Source organism: Streptomyces sp. NPDC096324, from assembly GCF_044763015.1.
Classification (GTDB): Bacteria; Actinomycetota; Actinomycetes; order Streptomycetales; family Streptomycetaceae; genus Streptomyces.
In genome coordinates this window covers 142,343-165,680 of the sequence record NZ_JBIWFK010000013.1, presented here as the reverse complement: position 1 = coordinate 165,680, position 23,338 = coordinate 142,343, and the positions used below count along the sequence as shown (strand labels likewise).

General features: G+C 70.8%; 18 protein-coding genes and 1 tRNA gene. 10 read left to right on the top strand and 9 right to left on the bottom strand.

The window, feature by feature from the left end; translation table 11 throughout:
• Nucleotides 1-19: 19 nt before the first annotated feature.
• From cydB to ACIQ7M_RS31750, 4 genes are all read left to right on the top strand, one after another.
• A complete protein-coding gene (gene cydB, locus ACIQ7M_RS31765) occupies nt 20-1,027 on the top strand; it encodes a cytochrome d ubiquinol oxidase subunit II (protein WP_403650834.1) in 1,008 nt (335 codons plus the stop codon).
• A 61-nt stretch (nt 1,028-1,088) separates the two neighbouring features.
• Nucleotides 1,089-4,610 (top strand): thiol reductant ABC exporter subunit CydD, encoded by a 3,522-nt coding sequence (cydD, locus tag ACIQ7M_RS31760; RefSeq protein WP_403650832.1) that lies wholly within the window; start codon nt 1,089-1,091, stop codon nt 4,608-4,610.
• 135 nt (nt 4,611-4,745) lie between these two features.
• On the top strand, nt 4,746-6,464 hold the full coding sequence (locus ACIQ7M_RS31755; RefSeq protein ID WP_403650830.1) for a GAF domain-containing protein: 1,719 nt from the start codon (nt 4,746-4,748) through the stop codon (nt 6,462-6,464).
• Between the two features lie 170 nt (nt 6,465-6,634).
• Nucleotides 6,635-7,678: a peptidoglycan DD-metalloendopeptidase family protein gene (locus ACIQ7M_RS31750; protein ID WP_355760240.1), complete on the top strand. Its 1,044-nt coding sequence runs from the start codon at nt 6,635-6,637 to the stop codon at nt 7,676-7,678.
• Nucleotides 7,679-7,873: 195 nt separating this feature from the next.
• Here ACIQ7M_RS31750 and ACIQ7M_RS31745 read toward each other — a convergent pair whose 3' ends face one another.
• The 6 genes from ACIQ7M_RS31745 to ACIQ7M_RS31720 all read right to left on the bottom strand — a co-directional run bounded on the left by ACIQ7M_RS31745 (nt 7,874) and on the right by ACIQ7M_RS31720 (nt 14,397).
• The gene (locus ACIQ7M_RS31745) at nt 7,874-8,761 is read right to left on the bottom strand and encodes a Cof-type HAD-IIB family hydrolase (RefSeq protein WP_403650828.1); all 888 of its coding nucleotides are present in this window, start codon (nt 8,759-8,761) and stop codon (nt 7,874-7,876) included.
• Between the two features lie 147 nt (nt 8,762-8,908).
• The gene (locus ACIQ7M_RS31740; protein WP_355760234.1) at nt 8,909-9,811 is read right to left on the bottom strand and encodes an LLM class flavin-dependent oxidoreductase; all 903 of its coding nucleotides are present in this window, start codon (nt 9,809-9,811) and stop codon (nt 8,909-8,911) included.
• A gap of 225 nt (nt 9,812-10,036) precedes the next feature.
• Complete coding sequence (locus ACIQ7M_RS31735) at nt 10,037-10,585, bottom strand: RNA 2'-phosphotransferase (protein WP_403650825.1); 549 nt, start codon at nt 10,583-10,585, stop codon at nt 10,037-10,039.
• 176 nt (nt 10,586-10,761) lie between these two features.
• Complete coding sequence (locus ACIQ7M_RS31730; RefSeq protein ID WP_403650823.1) at nt 10,762-11,706, bottom strand: MerR family transcriptional regulator; 945 nt, start codon at nt 11,704-11,706, stop codon at nt 10,762-10,764.
• A gap of 82 nt (nt 11,707-11,788) precedes the next feature.
• Nucleotides 11,789-13,558 (bottom strand): SDR family oxidoreductase, encoded by a 1,770-nt coding sequence (locus ACIQ7M_RS31725; RefSeq protein WP_403650821.1) that lies wholly within the window; start codon nt 13,556-13,558, stop codon nt 11,789-11,791.
• Nucleotides 13,555-14,397 carry a M24 family metallopeptidase gene (locus tag ACIQ7M_RS31720; RefSeq protein WP_355760224.1) on the bottom strand — a complete coding sequence of 281 codons (843 nt, stop codon included), beginning with the start codon at nt 14,395-14,397 and terminating at the stop codon, nt 13,555-13,557. The genes ACIQ7M_RS31725 and ACIQ7M_RS31720 overlap by 4 nt, the downstream gene beginning before the upstream one ends.
• Before the next feature lie 930 nt (nt 14,398-15,327).
• Here ACIQ7M_RS31720 and ACIQ7M_RS31715 point away from each other — a divergent pair.
• The 6 genes from ACIQ7M_RS31715 to ACIQ7M_RS31690 all read left to right on the top strand — a co-directional run bounded on the left by ACIQ7M_RS31715 (nt 15,328) and on the right by ACIQ7M_RS31690 (nt 19,534).
• Entirely contained in the window at nt 15,328-16,290 is a 963-nt protein-coding gene (locus ACIQ7M_RS31715) for an ABC transporter ATP-binding protein (protein ID WP_386985701.1), read from the top strand.
• Nucleotides 16,280-17,185 carry an ABC transporter permease gene (locus ACIQ7M_RS31710; protein WP_403650819.1) on the top strand — a complete coding sequence of 302 codons (906 nt, stop codon included), beginning with the start codon at nt 16,280-16,282 and terminating at the stop codon, nt 17,183-17,185. The genes ACIQ7M_RS31715 and ACIQ7M_RS31710 overlap by 11 nt, the downstream gene beginning before the upstream one ends.
• Nucleotides 17,182-18,093, top strand: a complete 912-nt coding sequence (locus ACIQ7M_RS31705) for an ABC transporter ATP-binding protein (RefSeq protein ID WP_355760210.1) — start codon at nt 17,182-17,184, stop codon at nt 18,091-18,093. Before ACIQ7M_RS31710 ends, ACIQ7M_RS31705 begins: the two co-directional genes overlap by 4 nt.
• Before the next feature lie 9 nt (nt 18,094-18,102).
• Entirely contained in the window at nt 18,103-18,822 is a 720-nt protein-coding gene (locus tag ACIQ7M_RS31700; RefSeq protein WP_351869496.1) for an ABC transporter permease subunit, read from the top strand.
• A 131-nt stretch (nt 18,823-18,953) separates the two neighbouring features.
• Nucleotides 18,954-19,184 carry a hypothetical protein gene (locus tag ACIQ7M_RS31695; RefSeq protein ID WP_151470985.1) on the top strand — a complete coding sequence of 77 codons (231 nt, stop codon included), beginning with the start codon at nt 18,954-18,956 and terminating at the stop codon, nt 19,182-19,184.
• Between the two features lie 263 nt (nt 19,185-19,447).
• A tRNA-Ser gene (locus ACIQ7M_RS31690) sits at nt 19,448-19,534 on the top strand.
• A gap of 61 nt (nt 19,535-19,595) precedes the next feature.
• Here the strand turns inward: ACIQ7M_RS31690 and ACIQ7M_RS31685 are convergent.
• The 3 genes from ACIQ7M_RS31685 to pheA all read right to left on the bottom strand — a co-directional run bounded on the left by ACIQ7M_RS31685 (nt 19,596) and on the right by pheA (nt 23,231).
• Nucleotides 19,596-20,450: an HAD family hydrolase gene (locus ACIQ7M_RS31685; protein WP_403650816.1), complete on the bottom strand. Its 855-nt coding sequence runs from the start codon at nt 20,448-20,450 to the stop codon at nt 19,596-19,598.
• Entirely contained in the window at nt 20,447-21,724 is a 1,278-nt protein-coding gene (serS, locus tag ACIQ7M_RS31680) for a serine--tRNA ligase (RefSeq protein ID WP_386985888.1), read from the bottom strand. The genes ACIQ7M_RS31685 and serS overlap by 4 nt, the downstream gene beginning before the upstream one ends.
• Nucleotides 21,725-22,295: 571 nt before the next feature.
• Nucleotides 22,296-23,231, bottom strand: a complete 936-nt coding sequence (gene pheA, locus ACIQ7M_RS31675; RefSeq protein WP_355760198.1) for a prephenate dehydratase — start codon at nt 23,229-23,231, stop codon at nt 22,296-22,298.
• Nucleotides 23,232-23,338: the final 107 nt, after the last annotated feature.

Genomic DNA, 23,338 nt, shown 5'->3' with positions numbered 1-23,338 from the left:
CTCAGGGAGCTGCTGAGTCATGGAACTTCACGACGTCTGGTTCGTCCTCATCGCGATCCTCTGGATCGGCTACTTCTTCCTGGAGGGCTTCGACTTCGGAGTCGGCATCCTCACCAAGCTGCTGGCCCGCGACCGCATCGAGAAGCGGGTGCTGATCAACACGATCGGCCCCGTGTGGGACGGCAACGAAGTGTGGCTGCTCACGGCCGGCGGTGCGACCTTCGCGGCCTTCCCCGAGTGGTACGCCACCCTCTTCTCGGGCTTCTATCTGCCCCTGCTGATCATCCTGGTCTGTCTGATCGTGCGAGGCGTCGCCTTCGAGTACCGGGCGAAGCGACCCGAGGAGCGCTGGCAGCGCAACTGGGAGACAGCGATCTTCTGGACCTCGCTGCTCCCGGCGTTCCTGTGGGGTGTGGCCTTCGGCAACATCGTGCGCGGAGTGAAGATCGACAGGAACTTCGAGTACGTGGGCAACTTCTGGGACCTGCTCAACGTGTACTCCATCCTCGGTGGTCTGGTGACACTCACTCTGTTCACCTTCCACGGAACGGTGTTCGTCGGACTCAAGACGGTCGGAGACATCCGGGAGCGGTCCCGGAAGCTCGCCCTGCGGGTCGGCCTGGCCACGGCCGTGCTGGCGCTGGTGTTCCTCATCTGGACGCAGATCGACAACGGTGACGGCGCGTCGCTGGCCGCGCTGATCGTGGCCGTGGTCGCCCTGGTCGCGGCGCTGGCGATGGTCAGCGTCGGTCGTGAGGGATGGGCGTTCATTCTCTCGGGGCTCACCATCGTGGCCGCCGTCGCGATGCTCTTCCTGTCGCTCTTCCCGGACGTCATGCCGTCCTCGCTCAACGAGGACTGGAGCCTCACGGTCACCAACGCCTCGTCGAGCCACTACACCCTGACGATCATGACCTGGTGTGCCGTGATCGCCACGCCGATCGTCCTGCTCTACCAGAGCTGGACCTACTGGGTGTTCCGCAAGCGCATCGGCACGCACCACATCGCCGTGGACGCGTCGCACTGAATCCGATGGGTCGGCATGTTTCACGTGAAACGTGCCCTGATGGGCCAAAGGTGTGTTTCACGTGAAACCTATCGATCCGCGTCTCCTCCGGTACGCCCGGGCCACCCGCGGCTTTCTTGTCGCGGTCGTGGGGCTGGGTGTCGCCGGAGCGGCTCTGGTCATCGCTCAGGCGATGCTCATCGCCGAAGTGGTGGTCGGCGCGTTCCAGCACGGGTCCTCCGTCACCGAACTGCGTACCCCCCTGATCCTGTTGACAGCGGTGGCGCTCGGGCGCGCTTTGGTGGCCTGGCTCACCGAGCTCGCCGCACACCGCGCGAGTGCCGCGGTCAAGTCGGAGCTCAGGGGACGGCTGCTGGAGCGGGCCGCGTCGCTCGGGCCCGGGTGGCTCAGCGGCCGGCGCACCGGCTCCCTGGTCGCCCTCGCGACACGCGGTGTCGACGCGCTCGACGACTACTTCTCGCGCTATCTGCCGCAGTTGGGCCTCGCGGTGGTGGTCCCGGTCGCCGTGCTGGCGCGGATCGTGACCGAGGACTGGGTGTCCGCGGCGATCATCGTCGCCACCCTGCCGCTCATCCCCCTGTTCATGGTGCTGATCGGCTGGGCCACTCGCAGCCACATGGACCGCCAATGGCAGATGCTGTCCCGGCTGTCCGGCCACTTCCTGGACGTGGTCGCCGGGCTGCCCACGCTCAAGGTGTTCGGCCGGGCCAAGGCGCAGGCCGAGTCGATCCGGAAGATCACCGGCGAGTACCGCCAGGCGACCATGAGGACGCTCCGGATCGCCTTCCTGTCGTCCTTCGCCCTGGAACTGCTCGCCACCATCTCGGTCGCCTTGGTCGCGGTGACCATCGGAATGCGGCTCGTCCATGGCGAGATGGATCTGTACGTGGGGCTCGTCATCCTCGTGCTGGCGCCCGAGGCCTATCTGCCGCTCAGGCAGGTGGGAGCCCAGTACCACGCCGCCGCCGAAGGGCTCGCGGCCGCCGAGGCGATCTTCGAGGTGCTGGAGACCCCGGCGCCGGGCTCCGGTTCGCGGCACATGCCCGCGGGGGAGATCGTCTTCGACGGCGTGACCGTGCGCTATCCGGGACGCTCCACGGACGCGGTCTCGGACGTCTCCTTCACCGTCGGACTCGGTGAGACGGTCGCCCTCGTCGGCCCCAGCGGGGTGGGCAAGTCGACCCTGTTGAACGTCTTGCTCGGGTTCGTGGAGCCCACCGCCGGCCATGTCCGCGCCGGGGGAGCCGACCTCGCCGACGCCGACCTCGCCGAGTGGCGTTCGCGGATCGCGTGGGTGCCGCAACGGCCGCACCTGTACGCCGGCTCCATCGCCGAGAACGTACGGCTGGCACGGCCCGACGCCGACGACGCGGCGCTGCGCACGGCGCTCGCCGACGCCGGTGCGGCGGAGTTCGTGGACGCCCTGCCCGCCGGGGCCGACACGGTCCTCGGCGAGGACGGCGCCGGACTGTCGGCCGGCCAGCGCCAACGCCTGGCACTCGCGCGGGCGTTCCTCGCGGACCGGCCCGTGCTGCTGCTCGACGAACCGACGGCCGCGCTCGACGGGGCGACCGAGGCCGAGGTCGTCGCGGCGGTCCGGCGGCTGGCCGTGGGACGGACCGTGCTGCTGGTCGTGCACCGGCCGGCCCTCCTGGACGTCGCGGACCGGGTCGTCCGTCTGGAAGCAGCCGTCGTCGGCGCGCCGAGGCCGGCGCCCGAGGCCGGTGTCGCAGGCTCCCCGACGCCGACACGCACACAGGCGCCCCGAGGAACCGCGCCGGAGAGCCTGTCCCCGGCAGAAGGACCTGTCGCGATGCCTCGGGGCCGCGACGGCGTGCTCGCCCGCGTCCGGGCGATGGCGGCACCCAGGCGTGGCCCGCTCGCGCTCGCCCTGCTCCTCGGCAGCCTCGCCCTCGGGAGTGCCGTCGGCCTGATGGCGATCTCCGGCTGGCTCATCTCACGGGCCTCCCAGCAACCGCCCGTCTTCTATCTGATGGTGGCCGTGACGGCCACCCGGACGTTCGGCATCGGACGGGCGGTGTTCCGGTACGCGGAACGGCTCGTCTCGCACGACGCCGTGCTGCGGATCCTGGCCGACACGCGGGTCGCCGTCTACCGGCGTCTGGAACGGCTCGCGCCCGCCGGACTGCGGACCACCAGGCGCGGCGACCTGCTGTCGAGGCTCGTCGCCGACGTCGACGCCCTCCAGGACTACTGGCTGCGCTGGCTGCTGCCGGCCGGAGCCGCTGTCCTGGTCTCCGCCGCCTCCGTCGGGTTCACCGCCTGGCTGCTCCCCGAAGCCGGAGCCGTTCTCGCCGCCGGTCTGCTGGCGGCGGGTGCCGGAGTCCCCCTGGTGACCGGTGCCGTCGCGCGCCGCGCCGAACGACGGCTGGCTCCCGCCCGTGGCGAGCTGGCCACCCAGGTGGCCGATCTGCTCACGGGGACCGCCGAACTGACCGTCGCGGGCGCGCTGCCCGCCCGCACCGCCCAGGCACGGCAGGCCGACGGCGTCCTCACGAGGATCGCCTCCCGGGCCGCCACCGCGACCGCCCTCGGCGACGCGCTGACGGCACTCGTCTGCGGGCTCACCGTCGCGGCCACCGCTCTCGTCGGCGCCCAGGCGGTCGCCGCGGGGCGTCTGCACGGCGTGCTCATGGCCGTCGTCGTCCTCACCCCGCTCGCCGCCTTCGAGGCCGTCATGGGACTGCCGCTCGCCGTCCGGTACCGGCAGCGGGTGCGCAAGAGCGCCGAGCGCGTGTACGAGGTGCTGGACGCCCCCGATCCCGTACGCGAGCCCGCGCAGCCGCGGCCGGCACCCGCGTCACCGTTCCCGCTCCGGGTGTCCGGACTCCGGGCCCGGTACGCGGGCCGGGACCGGGACGCGCTGGCCGGACTCGACCTGACCCTCGAAGAAGGCCGCAGGATCGCCGTGGTCGGCACCTCCGGAGCCGGCAAGACGACGCTCGCGCAGGTGCTGCTGCGGTTCCTGGACCCCGAAGCGGGGACGTTCACGCTCGCCGGGGCGGACGCGTACGGCATGGACGGGGACGCCGTGCGCCGGCTGATCGGACTGTGCGCCCAGGACGCGCACCTCTTCGACAGCACCGTGCGCGAGAACCTGCTGCTCGCCCGCAAGGACGCGACCGAGGGCGCGCTGCGCGACGCGCTCGGGCGGGCCCGCCTCCTCGACTGGGTGGACGGACTGCCCGACGGGCTCGACACCCCGATCGGAGAACACGGGGCACGGCTGTCCGGCGGCCAGCGCCAGCGGCTCGCCCTGGCACGGGCGCTGCTCGCCGACTTCCCCGTGCTCGTCCTCGACGAACCGGCGGAACACCTCGACCTGCCGACGGCCGACGCGCTCACCGCGGACCTGCTGGCCGCGACCGAGGGCCGCACGACCCTGCTGATCACGCATCGGCTGGCCGGACTCGACGCCGTGGACGAGGTGATCGTGCTCGCGCGGGGCCGCGTGGTCCAGCGCGGTTCGTTCGCCGAGCTGTCGGCCGTCGATGGGCCGCTGCGGGAGATGGCGGAACGGGAGACCGCCGCGGACCGGCTGGTGAGCGCCGTGGCGCCCTGAGCGGCGCACGGGCGGATCGTGGGCGGTGTCCACCGTGGGCGGGAGCGGGGTGTCCGGGGGAGGTGTCCGCAGTTCCGCTCCCTCCCGGCATCCATCCGACTTTCCCTGACAAAAGGTACTCATTAGGCTCAAGGCATGTCAGCGGCGAGGGGCTCCCCCGTCCCGGGCGACGACACGGGCGCGGCGGCCCCGGCGGCTCGCGCTCCGGGAGCGCCGACCGGCGAGCCGGACACCCGGGTCCCCCGGCTGCTGGAGGCCGTGCGGTCGGTCGGATCGGGACTGGAACTGCACTCCAAACTCGACCGGATCTGCGAGACGGCCGCCGACCTCACGGACGCGCGGTACGCGGCCATCGGAGTCGTGGACGAGAGCGGTGAGGGCCTTTCGGACTTCATCCAGCGCGGCGTCGACGAGGAGACCGCCCACCGGATCGGCCGGAGGCCCGACGGCCACAAGGGGCTGCTGGGCGCGCTCATCCGCGACCCCGATCCGGTGCGCCTCGCGAACCTGACCGACGACCCGCGCTCCTGCGGGTTCCCGGCCGGCCATCCACCGATGCTCAGCTTCCTCGGCGTACCGATCCGGGTACACGGGGAGATCTTCGGAAACCTGTACCTCACCGAGAAGCGTGGTGGCGGCACCTTCGGCGACGACGATCTCCACATGGTCCGGGTACTCGCCACCGAGGCCGGTATCGCCATCGGCAACGCCCGCCTGTACGAAGCGGCGAAGCAGCGGGAGCGTTGGATCGACGGTTCGGTGGCCGTCACCACCGCACTGCTGGCGGGCGGCGACGCCGAGGACGCGTTGCAGATCGTCGCCGAACAGGCCCGTCGGCTCTCCGGGTCCGCGGCCGGGATCGTGCTGCTCCCCGCGGAGGACGGCGGCCTGGAGGTCGTGGCGGTGGCCGCGGACCACCCGTCGAAGGCGCTCGGCGTGGTCGTACCGCCGGAGAGCGAACTGGTCGGCGAACTCCGCGACGGGAATCCTGTGTTCCTGGCGGACGCGTCCGCCGACCCGCGTCTGCGAACGGATCTCACCCACGCCTACGGGCCCGTCATGATGCTCCCCCTGCAGTGCGACGGACGGGTCCTCGGCGCCCTCCTGACCCCGAGGCCGCGCGACGGACGCCAGTTCACCGGGACCGAGCGGACCGTCGCCACGCAGTTCGCCTCCCAGGCGGCCCTGGCGCTGATGATGGCCGAGAGCCGGCGTGACCGGGAACGCCTTGTGGTGTACGAGGACCGCGACCGGATCGCCCGCGACCTGCACGACCTTGTCATCCAGCGGCTGTTCGCCACCGGAATGATGCTGGAGAGCGCGCAGCGCAGGTCGGACGTGCCCGAGGTGCGGCGGGGTGTCGGCAAGGCGGTCGATGAACTCGACGTCACCATCCAGGAGATCCGCACCGCGATCTTCGCGCTCCGGCAGGGTCCCGCCGAGACGCCGTCCGGACTGCGCACCCGCGTCCTGCGCGAGATCAACATGGCCGCCGTCCCCCTCGGTTTCCACCCCGGGCACCACTTCGCCGGGCCCGTCGACACGCAGGTCGGCGAACTCACCGCCAAGAACCTCATCGCCGCGCTGCGCGAAACCCTCTCCAACGCCTTCCGGCACGCGGGAGCCTCCCGGATCGAGGTCTCCGTCGACGCGGACGTGCCGCTGCCGGACGGGCGACCCGGTGTCCGCCTCGCCGTCGCGGACGACGGGGTCGGCATTCCCGAGGGCGGCCGGCGCAGCGGCCTGAAGAACCTCAAACGGCGTGCCGAGTCGCTCGGCGGGGCGAGTTGGTACGGGCCGGGGATCGGTGAAGGCGGTGGCGGTACGACGGTGGTGTGGCAGGTCCCGCACTGAAGCCCCTTGTGCGGGTGCCCCGTTCACGAACGGCCTCGCCCGACGCGCGTCGTCCGGCCGAGCCGCTGAAGAGCCGTCAGACCCGGCCGCTGGGCCATTCGTGAGGTCCTGTCCCCCAGGTGTACGCCTTGAACGGGCCGGGCCCGCGGGCGCGGGCCACGATCGCTGTCATGCGCTCATCTCGCCGCCATCCCCTTCTCGTACCGGCCCTGTTGTCCGCTCTCGTGATCGTCGCGGCGCGGCCGGCGATGGCCGACGGAGACGGCGTGGACCTCGACATCAGCGCCCAGGTGGCGCGGCTGTACGAGGACGCCTCGGTCGCGACGGGGCAGTACGAGGCGGGGCGTCAGGACGCCGAGGCGCAGCGCGGGCGGGCGGAGCAGGCCGAGCGCCGTCTCGTCCGGGAGCGGCAGGAGATCGCGGTGCTCCACGAGGATCTGGGCCGTATCGTGCGCGCCCAGTACCGGCAGGGCGGCGGGCTGCCGTACACGGCGCAGATCCTGTTCGCGAAGGACCCCGACGGCCTGATGCGCGGTCAGCACGCCGTGCGGCGGGCCGATCTGGCTGTCGCCGGCGCCGTCGCGAAGAGCCGGCGTGCCGAGGTCCGGCTCGCGGCGGACGAGGGGAAGGCCCGTTCCGAGTGGCAGGCGCTGGAGAAACGGACCGGGGAACTCGCCGCGGTCAAGCGGACCATCGAGGCCAAGCTCGACGAGGCGCGGTCGGCGTTGCAGAGCCGGGCGGACGCCTCCGTGGCGGCCGGCTCCTGCCGCGGGGCGGTCCGTCTCGACCAGCCGCCGTCGGCGTTCACGAGCGCGTGGGTCGCGCCTGTGGAGACGTACGAACTCTCCGCGGGGTTCGGCAGCGGAGGCGAGCACTGGGCGCACCGGCACACGGGGCAGGACTTCGCGGTGCCCATCGGCACCCCGGTGCGGGCGGTCGGGGCGGGCCGGGTGGTGAAGGTGTCCTGCGGTGGCGCGTTCGGCATCGAGGTCGTGGTCGAGCACCCCGACGGCTACTACACGCAGTACGCGCATCTCGCGTCGGTCGCCGTCGACCAGGGCCAGCGGGTCTCGACCGGGGAGTGGATCGGCCAGTCGGGCACGAGCGGCAACTCGACCGGTCCGCATCTGCACTTCGAGGTGCGGGTGACGCCGGAGATGGGATCGGCGATCGACCCGGTCCCGTGGCTGGCGGAACACGGGGTCGTCGTCTAGGACGCCGGCCCCCGTCGAGGCCTCCGGCACGGATGCCGGAAACCCTCCGCCGGACCGGCGGAGGGTCGCGCACGGGAGGCCGGAAGCCCGTCAGCCGGACCGGCGGAGGCCCAAGCGTGGATGCCGACGAGGCCCGGCCGTACCGGCAGCGGGCACACGCGGATACCGGAGGCCCTCGGTGTCGGCCGCGAAGGGCTACGCGCCGTCCGCCAGGATCCGCTCGATGACGACCGCCACCCCGTCCTCGTTGTTCGCGACCGTGCGCCCGGAGGCGGCGGCGATCACGGCGGGGTGGGCGTTGCCCATGGCGTACGACCGGCCGGCCCAGGTGAGCATCTCGACGTCGTTCGGCATGTCGCCGAAGGCGACGACCTCCTCGGGCGTGATGCCCCGCTCGGCGCAGCACAGCGCGAGGGTGCTCGCCTTGGAGATGCCGGGACCGCTGATCTCCAGCAGGGCGCTGGGGCTCGACCGGGTCACGTTCGCCCGGTCTCCGATGGCGGGGCGGGCGACGGCGAGGAATTCGTCCGGGTCCATCTCCGGGTGGAACGCGAGCACCTTGAGCACCGGCTGATCGGCGTCCATGGCGTCCTCGGCGAGGAGCTTCTCGGCGGGCAGGACGATCTCCGGGGGCTCCATGTGCATCAGGGGGTAGCCCGGTTCGAGATGGAGGCCGTACGTCCGCTCGACGGCGCACACCGTGCCGGGTGCGGCGGTCCGCAGGATCCGGACGACGTCCAGCGCGATGTCGGGCGTCAGCTCGCGGATCTTGACGAAGCGATGGGTGCCGGGGCCGCCGTGCAGGTCGACCACGGCGGCGCCGTTGCCGACGATGGCCAGGCCGTGCCCGTGGACGTGGTCGCTGACGACGTCCATCCAGCGGGCGGGGCGGCCGGTGACGAAGAAGACCTCGATGCCGGCCTGCTCGGCGGCGGCGAGGGCGGCGATCGTGCGGTCGGACACCGATTTGTCGTCGCGCAACAAGGTGCCGTCGAGGTCCGTGGCGATCAGCCGGGGCGGGACGGTGTGGGCCGGGGTCTCGGGCCGGCGAGTCGCTGAGGTCACGTGCCCAGTCTCCCGCATATATGCGCACGGTCGTGCGGCGGTCCGCACACTTGAGTGGTAACCGTCCTCACGCCGCCTCACCTCGTCCCTCCCTCACCCCACCCGTGCCGTCGTTCCACCCGTGTTGTGGTGCCCGGCCGGGCCACGGGGGCGTGGCGGCCGGGTTCAGCGGAGCTGGGCCACCGCTTCCATGGCGATCCTCTCGAAGACCTTCGGGTCGGCGGCGAAGTCCGAGTCGGGGATCGGCCAGTGGATCACGATGTCGGTGACGCCCAGTTCGGCGTGCCTGCCCGCGAAGTCGACGAACGCGTCGAGGGACTCCAGGGGACGGCCCCGGTCGGGGGTGAAGCCGGTGAGCAGGATCTTGTCGAGCTCCGCCACGTCCCTGCCGATCTCGGCGCACGCGTCGGCGAGCTTGCCGATCTGTCCGCGAATGGCCTGAACCGACTGTTCGGGGGTGCCCGTCTCGTACAGCTTCGGGTCACCGGTCGTCACCCACGCCTGCCCGTGCCGGGCGGCGAGCTTCAGTCCGCGCGGGCCGGTGGCGGCCACGGCGAACGGCAGCCGGGGGCGCTGGACGCAACCGGGGATGTTGCGGGCCTCGTGCGCCGAGTAGAAGTTGCCGCCGTAGGAGACGGAGTCCTCGGTGAGGAGCCGGTCGAGCAGGGGCACGAACTCGGCGAAGCGGTCGGCGCGCTCCCGCGGGGTCCACGGGTCCTGTCCGAGCGCGGTGGCGTCGAAACCGGTGCCGCCGGCTCCGATGCCCAGCGTGATCCGGCCGTCGGAGACGTCGTCGAGGGAGATCAGGTCCTTGGCGAGGGTCACCGGGTGGCGGAAGTTCGGCGAGGTCACGAGCGTGCCGAGGCGCAGCCGGTCGGTGACGGCGGCGGCGGCGGTCAGGGTCGGCACGGCCCCGAACCAGGGGCCGTCGCGGAAGGTCCGCCAGGAGAGGTGGTCGTAGGTGAACGCGGTGTGGAAGCCGAGCTGCTCCGCGCGCTGCCATGCGGAACGCCCGCCCTCGTGCCAGCGGACGTACGGCAGGATCACGGTGCTCAGACGCAGACTCATGCGTCGAGCGTAGACGGATCCGGGGCACGGTCGCCGCAGGGCGGTCCGGCGGGGGCCGGCGTCCGGGGTCGGCACGGACCGGCGCCCGGGATCGCTGCGGGCCGGCGCCCCGGGATCGGTGTGGGCCGGCACTCCGGGATCGGTGCGGGTCGACACCCCGAGATCGGTACGCACCGGGACCTGGACCGGGACGGGGACCGGGACCGGTTCGGACGGTGTCCGGGATCAGTGCGAGCCGGGAAACCGCAGATAGCGCGGGGGCACGGCCTCGGTCAGCCAGACTCCGTTGGCGCTGACCCTGAAGACATGGCCGTCACGGTGCATGGCGCCGGCGTCCACGGAGAGGACGACCGGCCGGCCGCGGCGGGCGCCGACGCGGGTGGCCGTCTCCCGGTCCGGGGAGAGGTGCACGTCGTGCCGGTTCATGGCTCTCAGGCCCTCGGCGCGGATCGCGTCCAGGCTGTGGGCCACGGTCCCGTGGAAGAGGTACGCCGGCGGGGTCGCCGGGGGCAGCCCGAGGTCGACCTCGACGGAGTGGCCCTGGCTGGCCCGGATCCGGGTGCCCTCGACGGCGAAGCGCCGCTTGTCGTTGGTGGCCACCACATGATCGAGCTCGGCGCGGGTGATGCGGAAGCCGTGCCTGGTGGCCGCAGAGATCAGGGTGTCGATCTCGACCCAGCCGCCCTCTCCGAGCGTGAGCCCGATCCGCTCGGGCTGGTGCCGCAGATGCTTCGAGAGGTACTTCGACACCTTTACGGTGCGCTTCTCGTCCATCGGTTCATCGGCCTGTCTTTCCGTCCGATCATCCGCCTGCTCATGTTCTTTCATCCTCCCAGCGTGCCTGGAGAGAGGCGGATCACGCATTTGATTTTGGGTCGGAGGTTTGATCCACAACCAAGTGTCGTTATCCACAGGCGAATTGACGAATCTGTGGACAACGCGCATGTGATTTACGGTGTTTCGTCAACAACTGTGGAGAGAGGGCCGTTTGCCGTCAACCGGTCCAAAGTCCGTGCCTGTACCTCACGTTCGGCGGCTGCCGTCACGAACGCCGCCGCGTGCTCGACGCCAACCAGACGCTCCACGGCCCGCATTGTCCCGGCCGCTACCTCCACCCGACGCGCGCCGTCCGGTTCCACAGGCAACTGCCCCGCCGCGAGGTGCCGGCTCAGGTGGCGTGTCGCGAACAGCCTCATGGCCCTGGCCAGTTCGGCGTCCACCGTCTGCTGTGCGAGCGGCCGCAGCCGTCGTACGAGCGAGGCCGCCTCGGTCGCCTCCGCGTCGCTCGGCGGATGTTCTCCCAGATAGCGCGCGAAGACGTGCTCCGTCGTGAACTCCAGGAAACGGGAGGCGATGTGCTCGACCTGTCCCCTCAACTCCCTTAGATGACAGGTGATCGCGGACAGCGGAACGCCCGCGCGGTGCAACTCGACCGCCGCGGACAGCTCTTGAGGGCTCGGGACGAGGAAGGTGTCCTCGTCGCCCGGAACGGGCTCCAGCACGCCCAGCTCCACAGCCTCCGCGACCGACGCGTCGTCGGGACGGCCGCCGAACCGCTCCACCAGCTCGGCCCGGGAGATCCGGGCGGCCTCCTCGTCGGTCCACGGACCGTGGACCTCCGCGACCAGGCCGAGTATCCCGCCCAGCCCCCGGCCCGCGTCCCAGGCCTCCAGCAGCTCCTTGATCGAGGCCAGTGTGTAGCCGCGGTCCAGGAGATCGGCGATCTGCCGCAACCGCGCCAGATGGGCGTCCGCGTACACGTTGGCCCGCCCGCGCCGCTCGGGGCGGGGCAGCAGTCCGCGGTCCTGATAGGCGCGGATCGTCCGGACCGTGGCACCACTGCGGTGGGCCAGGTCCTCGATGCGGTAGGCGACGCCGCCCGGCTCGTCACTCATCTCTCCCGCCCTCCCGGCCCTCCCGACTCGGAGAAGCGGCCGCCCGCCCGATCGCTTCCGCCGCCGACGGCCGGCCGGCCGCTCACAAGGGTGGCTCCATGCGGGCGATCGCGCGCAGCGTCCGGGGCGCGAAGCGGTGCAGGAGATGGGCGCCGCGCGCCTCCGGGGTGACCGGAACCACCGCCTCGTCGCGGACGACCGCGCGCAGGATCGCGTCGGCGACCTTCTCCGGCGGGTAGTTGCGCAGTCCGTAGAGCCGTGCGGACTTCTTCTGGCGCCGCTTCTCCTCGGCCGCATCGACCCCGGCGAAACGGGCGGTCGCGGTGATGTTCGTGTTGACGAAGCCGGGGCAGACCGCCGAGACGCCGATGTCCTTCCTGGCCAGCTCCGCGCGCAGACACTCGCTGAGCATCAGCACGGCCGCCTTGGAGGTGCTGTAGGCGGGCAGCGCCTTCGAGGGCTGGTACGCCGCCGCCGACGCGATGTTGACGATGTGTCCGCCCTGCCCGCGCTCGGCCATCCGCTTCCCGAAGAGCCGGCAGCCGTGGATCACCCCCCACAGATTGACGTCGAGGACCTTCCTCCAGTCCTCCGCCGTGGTGTCGAAGAACGAACCGGAGAGTCCGATGCCGGCGTTGTTCACCAGCACGTCCACCACGCCGTACTCGGTGGCGACCTTGTCGGCGAGTTTCTCCATGGCCTGCTCGTCGCTGACGTCGGCCGTCTCCGGCCAGGCCGCGGGCGAGCCGATCAGCCGGGCCATCTCCGCCGTGCGGGCCGCGGCCTCCGCGTCCCGGTCGACGGCCACCACCCGGGCACCCGCCTCGGCGAACGCGAACGCGGTGGCCCGCCCGATACCGCTGCCGGCGCCGGTGATCAGCACGAGCTGCCCGCCGAACCGTTCCGCGTACCTTCCGGAGGCTGTCGGCCCGGGCGCGGGCACCCCGGCTTCGCGACCCTCGTGGACCGTCACGAACTCGGATATCCAGGAGGCCAGTTGGTCGGGCCTGGTCCGCGGGACCCAGTGCTTGGCCGGGAGCGTGCGGCGCACCGATTCGGGGGCCCACTTCTCCAGTTCGTCGTAGAGCCGCTCGGAGAGAAAGGCGTCCCCCAGGGGCGTGATGAGCTGCACGGGCGCGTGCGCGTACGCGTCGTCGCGGGGGCGGCCGAGCCGGGACCGTACGTTGTCGCGGTAGAGCCAGGCGCCGTGCGCCGCGTCGGAAGGCAGTGACGCGGTCGGGTAGTCGCCCGCCGGCACCTTCTCGATCCGCTGGAGGATCTTCGGCCACCGCCTGCCCAGGGGGCCGCGCCAGGCCAGCTCGGGCAGCACCGGCGTGTGCAGCATGTACACGTACCAGGACTTGGCGCCCTGCCCGAGGAGCTGGCCGATCCTTCGCGGAGTGGGCCGCCGCATCCGCCGCTTGATCCAGTGGCCGAAGTGGTCCAGGGACGGTCCTGACATCGAGGTGAAGGACGCGATCCGGCCCTCCGTACGGGCGACCGTGACGAACTCCCACGACTGCACCGAACCCCAGTCGTGGCCCACGAGATGCACCGGCTCGCCGGGGCTGACCGCGTCGACCACCGCCAGGAAGTCGTCGGTCAGCTTCTCCAGCGTGAACCCGCCGCGCAGGGGCCGCGGCGCCGTCGACCGGCCGTGGCCCCGCACGTCGTACAGCACGACATGGAAGCGGTCGGCGAGCCGCACGGCGACCTCGGACCACACCTCCTTGGAGTCCGGATAGCCGTGCACGAGCACCACGGTCGGCTGTCCGGCGTCACCCAGCTCGGCGACACACAACTCGACCCCGCCCGTCCGCACCCGGCGCTCGCGCGCGCCCACGAGACTCACTTGTCCTCCGCCCAGCGCCGCACGTGCGGCAGATCGTCGTCGAGCCAGAACGCGCTCTGCTCGGGGTCCCGGGAGTCCGTGACGACCAGGAGCTCCTCGAACTTGGCGCCCGTACCCCGGAATCCGAGGTGCGGTTCGACCGCCCACAGCCCCGGCCGGGGCGGGTGGTCGGAAAACGTGTACGGCGACCACAACGGGGACCAGCCCTCCCGGTGCCCGCGCAGCGCGTCGCCCGCCAGTCCCTTCAGGGACTGGACCCCGAACCCGAACAGACGCGGCGACCAGGGCCGCTCCCGCACCCGGTCCACCTTGTGCGCGATCACGCCGAACGGATACGCCCGATGCCGGTTGGCGTGGCCCTGCCGGACCATCAGCCGGTCCACGTCCTCGTAGATCTCCCGCAGCGACCGCCGTTCGCGCACCTCGCGCAGGATCAGCTCGCGGTGCGCCTCCAGGTCGGCGAGCAGCTTGTCCTGCACGGGGTTCGGGCCCAGCGAGCCCGAGTAGCCGATGTCCGCGGTGAAGCCCTTGTGCACCGGCGCCATGTCGAGGATGAACGGCATCCCCGGCTCCAGCCGGCGGCCGGTGGGGAAGAACTGCAGCGGGATCCGGAAGCCGGCGAAGGCCGTGCGGTCACCGAACCAGGCGAACGGCAGATGGAACCAGTCCCGCACCCCGCGCTCGCTCAGCCACACCCGCTGCATGCGCGCCGCCTCGCGCTCGGTGACGCCGGGCTTCAGCTGTGCCGCGACGGCCTCCGCGCACTCGTACGCGAGGCGCTGCACCTCTCTGAACCCCCGCAGCTCCGCGGAGACTTCGCCTGCCACTGCCGTCGTCATGCCACCGCCTCACCCTGTCCGCACCGACTGCGGTACGTGCCCGTAACGTGACACTGGCGAATGTGACAGTTGTTAGAGGCTGCGTCAATAGGGGTGCGGGGAACCTGTGGACAACCGGCCGGTTATGGATGACCGGCTCCCCAGGGACCGTGGCTGAGGGTGATCCCTGCGGGTTTGTGCGGTTCGAGGTTCACGCGGATCGACCACGGAATGTCCTGGCCGGTGCAGGACCTTCACCACACCAGGCGCGTGCTTCCACCTGCTCCAGCCTCGTCCGTGGCCTCAAGCGATCGTCTGGCCTCAGCCCCCGTGCTCCGTCTCGCCCCTAGCTCCGTACCCTGCCGTAACGCCAGAGAGCCCAGGTCGCTTGGACGACCTGGGCTCTCTGGCGCCATCAACCACCTACGCCGGAATGAAGCATCTGCCCAGACCACGTAGCGAAACGCTACTCAAGTAGGTTGCACAGCTCCCCTGCCAAGCCGCATTGGGCCGGCACTGGACACGTTTGATCAAGCGATCAGGTCGCAAGATACGGGCCCCCTCATTCGTTAACCAGGTATCCACAGGCGGATAAAGCCCGCAAGATCGGCCAACCAAGCGAAACCGGGAAGTGAGACACTTCACGTTTGCTTTACGAATTCATCATGGTTCGGTACGCGCGTCCAAATTGTCATGTACGCCTCGTGTTGGCCTCGAAAACCTCGCCACGTACCAAGTGGGGGCAGGTGGTCGCCTTGCTCCACCACGCGGTCTCACGCCGTGTCCGGCCTCCGTGACGAGCACCCCCGCCGCGTGCGCCCCGGTCCCTGCCGGGAAGCACCCGTACCTGAGGCTGACCCCTACGGGCCCGTACGACTGGAGGCTGACGCGGATCCACCTCCGTGGGCTGACGACCCCTGTGGTGTGCGCCACTACCGTCGAACCGTGACTGTGATCGTGACCGAAAGCCTGAGCAAGCGGTACCCCCGGGTGACCGCGCTTGACCGGCTCTCCGTGGACGTCGGGCCCGGTGTGACCGGACTCGTCGGAGCCAATGGAGCCGGCAAGTCCACACTGATCAAGATCCTGCTGGGTCTGTCCCCCGCCACCGAGGGCCGCGCACACGTGCTCGGTCTCGACGTCGCCACCGAAGGCGCCGCCATCCGCGAGCGGGTCGGGTACATGCCCGAGCACGACTGCCTGCCGCCCGACGTCTCGGCCACCGAGTTCGTCGTCCACATGGCGCGGATGTCCGGACTGCCGCCGGCCGCGGCCCGCGAGCGCACCGCGGACACCCTGCGCCACGTCGGTCTGTACGAGGAGCGCTACCGCCCCATCGGCGGCTACTCCACGGGCATGAAGCAGCGCGTCAAACTCGCGCAGGCCCTCGTCCACGACCCCCGGCTCGTCTTCCTGGACGAGCCGACCAACGGCCTGGACCCGGTCGGCCGCGACGACATGCTCGGACTGATCCGCCGCATCCACACGGACTTCGGCATCTCGGTCCTGGTCACCTCGCACCTCCTGGGCGAACTGGAACGCACCTGCGACCACGTCGTGGTCGTCGACGGCGGCAAGCTCCTGCGCTCCAGCTCCACCACGGACTTCACCAAGACCACGACGACCCTCGCCATCGAGGTCACCGACAGCGACGAGCACCCGAACGGCACGAGCGCCGTTCGCGACGTGCTCCACGCGCGCGGGATCGAGACCCACGACGGCGGCGGACTCCCGGGCGCCGGACACATCCTGCTGCTCACCACCGAGAGCGAGGACACGTACGACCTCGTCCGCGACGTGGTCGCCGACCTCGGCCTCGGGCTGGTCCGCATGGAACAGCGCAGGCACCACATCGCCGAGGTCTTCACCGACAGCGACGCACAGCGGAAGGAGGCGGTCGGCCATGGCGGTTGAGCACCCCCTCACCCAGCCGGGTGAGCAGACCCGTATCCACAACATCGGCTACCGCAACTACGACGGACCGCGCCTCGGCCGCGCCTACGCCCGCCGCTCCCTGTACTCGCAGTCCCTGCGCGGCGCCTACGGACTCGGCCGCTCGGTCAAGTCCAAGGTCCTGCCGATGCTGCTCTTCGTGGTCATGTGCGTCCCCGCACTGATCATGGTGGCGGTCGCCGTCGCCACCAAGGCGAAGGACCTGCCCGTCGACTACACGCGCTACGCGGTGATCATGCAGGCGGTCATCGGCCTGTACGTCGCCTCGCAGGGCCCCCAGGCGGTCTCCCGGGACCTGCGCTTCAAGACGATCCCGCTGTATTTCTCGCGCCCCATAGAGACCTCCGACTACGTGCGCGCCAAGTACGCGGCCCTGGCCTCGGCGCTGTTCGTCCTCACGGCCGCCCCGCTGGTCGTCCTCTACGTGGGCGCGCTGCTGGCCAAGCTCGACTTCGCCGACCAGAGCGAGGGCTTCGGACAGGGACTGCTCTCCGTGGCCCTGCTGTCCGTGCTCTTCGCCGGCATCGCCCTGGTCATCTCGGCGATCACCCCGCGCCGCGGCTTCGGCATCGCGGCCGTCATCGCCGCCCTGACCATCTCCTACGGAGCCGTCTCCACCGTCCAGGCCATCGCCTTCGAGCGGTCCAGCAGCGGAGCCGTCCCCTGGATCGGGCTCTTCTCGCCCATCACGCTCATCGACGGAGTCCAGACGGCCTTCCTCGGGGCGTCCTCCGCCTTCCCCGGCCAGGTGGGCCCCTCGTCCGCACAGGGCGTCGTCTATCTCGTCGTCGTCCTCGGTCTCATCGCCGGCTGCTACGGCCTCCTGGTGCGCCGCTACCGAAAGGCCGGGCTGTGACCACGCTCAGCATCGACCACGTATCGCGCTGGTTCGGCAACGTGGTGGCCGTCAACGACATCACGATGACGATCGGCCCCGGTGTCACCGGCCTGCTCGGCCCGAACGGCGCCGGAAAGTCCACCCTCATCAACATGATGGGCGGCTTCCTCGCCCCCTCCACGGGCACCGTCACCCTCGACGGCAAGCCGACCTGGCGCAACGAGGACATCTACCGGCACATCGGCATCGTCCCCGAGCGGGAGGCGATGTACGACTTCCTCACCGGACGCGAGTTCGTCCTCGCCAACGCCGAACTCCACGGACTCGGCCCGAAGGCCGCCGACCGCGCGCTGGCCACCGTCGAGATGCAGTACGCGCAGGACCGCAAGATCTCCACGTACTCCAAGGGCATGCGTCAGCGCGTGAAGATGGCGTCCGCGCTGGTCCACGACCCCTCGCTGCTGCTCCTCGACGAACCGTTCAACGGCATGGACCCGCGCCAGCGGATGCAGCTCATGGACCTGCTGCGCCGCATGGGCGACGAGGGCCGCACCGTGCTGTTCTCGTCCCACATCCTCGAAGAGGTGGAGCAGCTCGCCGCCCACATCGAGGTCATCGTGGCCGGACGGCACGCGGCGAGCGGCGACTTCCGGCGCATTCGCCGGCTGATGACCGACCGCCCGCACCGCTATCTGATCCGCTCCAGCGACGACCGGGCACTGGCCGCCGCCCTCATCGCCGACCCGTCGACCTCGGGCATCGAGGTCGACCTCGCCGAAGGCGCGTTGCGCGTCCAGGCCGTCGACTTCGGCCGGTTCACCACCCTGCTGCCGAAGGTCGCGCGCGAGCACGGCATCCGGCTGCTGACGGTGTCGCCGTCCGACGAGTCGCTGGAATCCGTCTTCTCGTATCTCGTCGCGGCGTAGGAGGCCAAGATGTACGACCCCACAGTCGCCCGGCTCACCTACCGGGGCCTGCTCGGCCGCCGGCGGGCCCTCATCCTCGGCGTCCTGCCCGTCCTGCTCATCGTGATCTCCCTGGCCGTCCGGAGCTTCTCCGGAGCCGACGACCAGGTGGCCTCGGACCTGCTCGGCGGGTTCGCCCTCGCCACCATGGTGCCGATCATCGGCGTCATCGCCGGCACGGGAGCGATCGGACCCGAGATCGACGACGGCTCGGTGGTGTACCTGCTGGCCAAGCCCCTGAAGCGGCCCACGATCATCTTCACCAAGCTGATCGTCGCGATCGCCGTCACCATGGCCTTCTCGGCGGTGCCGACCTTCATCGCGGGCATGATCCTCAACGGCAACGGCCAGCAGATCGCCGTCGCCTACACCGTGGCCGCCCTGGTCGCCTCGATCGCCTACGCCGCGATGTTCCTGCTGCTCGGGACCGTGACCCGGCACGCGGTGGTCTTCGGGCTCGTCTACGCGCTCGTCTGGGAGGCCCTGTTCGGGTCCCTGGTGTCCGGCGCGCGCACCCTCAGCGTCCAGCAGTGGGCGCTCGCCGTGGGCCACAAGGTGACCGGTGGCGACATCGTCACCTCGGACGTGAGCCTGCCGACCGCGACGGTCCTGCTGATCGTGGTCACCGTCCTCGCCACCTGGTACGCCGGTCAGCGGCTGCGCTCGCTGACCCTGGCCGGCGAGGAGTGAAAGAGGGCTCCCCGCGCGCGGTGTCCGTCACCGGCACCGCGCGCGGGGAGCCCTCCTTTCCTTGACAGCGGCTTCACCCCGGTCCGGGCACACTGGGCCGAACGGGGGACGTACGGCCGGGAGGAACGGGGATGACGACCGAGGAACCGGGAAGGGAACCGGCGGGGGAGCCGTGGGACGACCTCGTGCTCGACGAGGACTTCGTCCGGTCCGCCGAGACGACCGAGCCGTCGGCCCGCGCGCGCATGCTCGCCGCCCGATGGCGCGAGGGCGGCCCCGATCCACAGCCCTGGCGCTCCGACGAGCCGCCCGCCGGCTGGTTCTTCAGCAAGGGGCGCCGGCGCAGATGGCGCCGCAAGTGAGCCGGCGGGAGCGCGCCCTTTAATCAGTGGCGCCCAAGTCGGCGTACGGGCACAGTGGTTGCTGTCCACGCCGCCGCGTCGAGCCGGCGCCACACGCTGGGAGAGGAGCGCGACGATGTTCATCAGGAGCAGTACGTCGAGCTCCCGACAGGGCAGCCCGCGGCAGGTTCCGGAGTAGTCACTACCTCCGTCGAACCCGCTCCGCAGGGGGAGTTGCCCGGGGCGGCCGCTTCGAGCGCGCGTCACGCGCGGGCCGCCCACCCGGAGGATTGGCCGAGTGGAAAGGCACCGGCTTGCTAAGCCGTGGTCGGGGGTGAAACCCCGCGCGCGTTCGATCCGCGCATCCTCCGCACAACCGTGAAGCACGGGGCACCACCGCGTCGGCGGTCGTGCCCCGGCGTCCGGCCGACGCTACGGACGCGTCAGCAACCGCTCCAGCACTACCGCGATCCCGTCCTCCTCGTTCGAGGACGTCACCTCGTCCGCGATCGCCTTGAGATCGTCGTGGGCGTTGGCCATGGCCACGCCGTGGGCCGCCCAGGCGAACATCGGGAGGTCGTTCGGCATGTCGCCGAAGGCGATGGTGTCCGCGGCCTTGATGCCCAGGCGCCGGGCCGCCAGGGACAGCCCTGTCGCCTTGGAGAGGCCGAGCGGAAGCAGCTCCACCACGCCCGGGCCCGCCATCGTGACACCGACGAGTCCGCCCGCGACCTTCACGGCCACGGCCGCGAGCTCGTCGTCGGAGAGCTCCGGATGCTGGACGTACACCTTGTTCAGGGGCGCCGACCACAGGTCCGCCGCGTCCTTGATCGGGACGACCGGCAGCGCGCCCTCCAGCCTGCGGTAGCCGGGGCCGACCAGTACCTCGCCGTCCAGCCCGTCGCGACTAGCGGCCAGCAGCAGGGGGCCGACCTCCGCCTCGATCTTGGCGAGCGCGAGACCGGCGAGCTGCCGGTCCAGCGTCACGGACGTGAGGAGGCGGTGTTCTCCCGCGTGGTAGACCTGCGCGCCCTGACCGCAGACCGCGAGACCCTCATAGCCGAGCGCGTCGAGGATGTGCCGCGTCCACGGCACCGCCCGCCCGGTGACCACGATGTGGGCGGCGCCCCGCTCGGTCACCGCGGCGAGCGCGTCACGCGTGCGCGGCGATACCGTCTCGTCGGAACGCAGCAGCGTCCCGTCGAGATCGGTCGCGACGAGCTTGTACGGGAACGCCCCGGGCCCGGTGGCCCCGGACGCTCCCGTCGAACCGGTGGTGCTGGTCACTTGGAGATCGGCTCCAGAACCTCGCGGCCGCCCAGGTACGGACGCAGCAGCTCGGGCACCCGCACCGAACCGTCGGCGAGCTGGTGGTTCTCCAGGATCGCCACGATGGTGCGCGGGACGGCGCACAGCGTGCCGTTCAGCGTGGCGAGCGGCTGGACCTTCTTGCCGTCGCGCATACGGACCGACAGACGGCGGGCCTGGAAACCGTCGCAGTTCGAGGCCGAGGTCAGCTCGCGGTACTTGCCCTGGGTCGGGATCCACGCCTCGCAGTCGAACTTGCGGGAGGCCGAGGCCCCCAGGTCGCCGCTGGCCACGTCGATCACCTGGAAGGGCAGTTCGAGGCCGGTCAGCCACTGCTTCTCCCACTCCAGGAGCCGCTGGTGCTCGTTCTCGGCGTCCTCGGGAGCCACGTACGAGAACATCTCGACCTTGTCGAACTGGTGCACGCGGAAGATGCCGCGGGTGTCCTTGCCGTACGTGCCGGCCTCGCGGCGGAAGCACGGCGAGAACCCGGCGTAGCGCATCGGCAGCTTGTCGGCCTCGAGGATCTCGTCCATGTGGTACGCGGCGAGCGGGACCTCGGAGGTGCCGACGAGGTAGTAGTCGTCCTTCTCCAGGTGGTACACGTTCTCCGCGGCCTGGCCGAGGAAGCCGGTGCCCTCCATGGCGCGCGGGCGGACCAGCGCCGGGGTCAGCATCGGCGTGAAGCCGGCCTCGGTGGCCTGGGCGATCGCCGCGTTGACGAGGGCGAGCTCCAGGAGCGCGCCGACACCGGTCAGGTAGTAGAAGCGGGAGCCGGACACCTTGGCGCCGCGCTCGACGTCGATGGCGCCGAGTGCCTCGCCGAGCTCCAGGTGGTCCTTGGGCTCGAAGCCCTCGGCGGCGAAGTCGCGGATGGTCCCGTGCGTCTCCAGGACGACGAAGTCCTCCTCGCCGCCGACCGGGACGTCCGGGTGCACCAGGTTGCCGACCTGGAGGAGGAGCCGCTTGGTCTCCTCGTCCGCCTCGTTCTGGTCGGCCTCGGCGGCCTTGACGTCGGTCTTGAGCTGCTCGGCCTTCTTCAGTAGCTCGGCGCGCTCGTCCGGGGTGGCCTTGGGGATCAGCTTGCCGAGCGACTTCTGCTCGGAACGCAGCTCGTCGAAGCGGACGCCGGACGACCTGCGCCGCTCGTCGGCGGAGAGAAGGGAGTCGACGAGCGCGACATCCTCTCCACGGGCGCGCTGGGAGGCGCGAACACGGTCGGGGTCCTCACGGAGCAGGCGAAGGTCAATCACCCCTCAAGGCTACCGGTGCGGATCTCCGGCCAACGACCCGATATTCCAGAGCGTGACGGCTGTCACGGTATGAGTGAAATGCCGGATCGAATCCCTTGATCACCGAACAGCGTCAAGGAAAAGGGGCCCATCCCCCGGAACGGGGCAGACGACCCCACACCGGTTGACCGGATTTCCTTGCGAGCGGCGGGACTTGCTGTGTGGGTTGTCCACAGGGTTAGGCCCTCGATGAGAGTTATCCACAGGGTGTGTGGATGATCTGTGGATGTCGGAATTGATCATTCCGATACCCCTTCGGTGGCCGTGGAATTCCCGGTTCAAACCCTCCGCACAGCCACTTTCGGGTGTAAATGATTCGCCCCATCGGGTTGATCAATGGAAAAGGGTAGACGAAGAGGGACGTGCGAGGGTGTGGACGGACTTGGGTCGAGTAGCCGATTTGTCGACCATGTAGTGCTTCGTTGTCGACTTGTCCCCAGGTCGAGAAGCATGCCTGTGGATAACTCTGTGGATGACGAAAATCGGCAGGCGGGACCTGGGGGAAACGCTCGGACGGGCGTGGATCCGCCGTTCAGAACCGGCCGTCGGCGCAGCGCGCCAGCCAGTCCGAGGCCGAGGAGAACTCGTTGTCCGACGTCCCCGGACGCAGCGGGCGTACATCCTCCAGGGCGACGCCGGCGCGCGGATAGGAGCCGAGGAAGCGCACCTGGGGACAAATCCGCTTGAGGCCCATCAATGCCTCGCCCACCCGGCGGTCGGTGATGTGTCCCTCGGCGTCCACCGAGAAGCAGTAATTGCCGATGCCCTGGCCGGTCGGGCGAGATTCGATCCGCATCAGGTTGACGCCGCGCACGGCGAATTCCTGGAGCAGTTCGAGCAGCGCTCCGGGGTGGTCGTCGCCGAGCCAGATGACCACGGACGTCTTGTCGGCGCCGGTCGGCGCGGCGGGCCTGGCCGGTCGGCCGACCAGCACGAAGCGGGTCTCGGCGTTCGCCGCGTCGTGGATCTCGGTCACCAGCGGTTCGAGGCCGTACGTGGCTGCGGCGAACTCGCCCGCGAAGGCCGCGTCGAACCGGCCCTCCTGGACCAGTCGGGCGCCGTCCGCGTTCGAGGCAGCCGACTCCCAGACGGCCTCCGGCAGATGCGCGGCCAGCCAGTTGCGCACCTGCGGCTGGGCGACGGGGTGTCCGGTGACCGTCTTGACGTCCTTCAGCGCCGTGCCGGGCCTGACCAGCAGGGCGAAGGCGATCGGCAGCACGACCTCGCGGTAGATCATCAGCGGGTCGCCCTTGGCGAGCTCGTCCAGGGTGGCGGTGACACCGCCCTCGACGGAGTTCTCGATCGGGACGAGCGCGCCCGCGGCCTGGCCGCCGCGTACCGCGTCGAGCGCGGCCGGGACGGACACCATGGGGACCAGCTCCCGCGTCGCGGCCTCGGGAAGCGTGCGAAGGGCGGCCTCGGTGAACGTACCCTCGGGGCCGAGATAGGTGTAGCGCGTCGCCGACATACCGTCACCCTAATGGGCCCCGTCCGACGCGTCCGACGCCCGCGATCCCCCGGAAGCGGGCCTGGTACGGAGACCGGTACCGCGGTACGGGACTCGGTACGGAACTC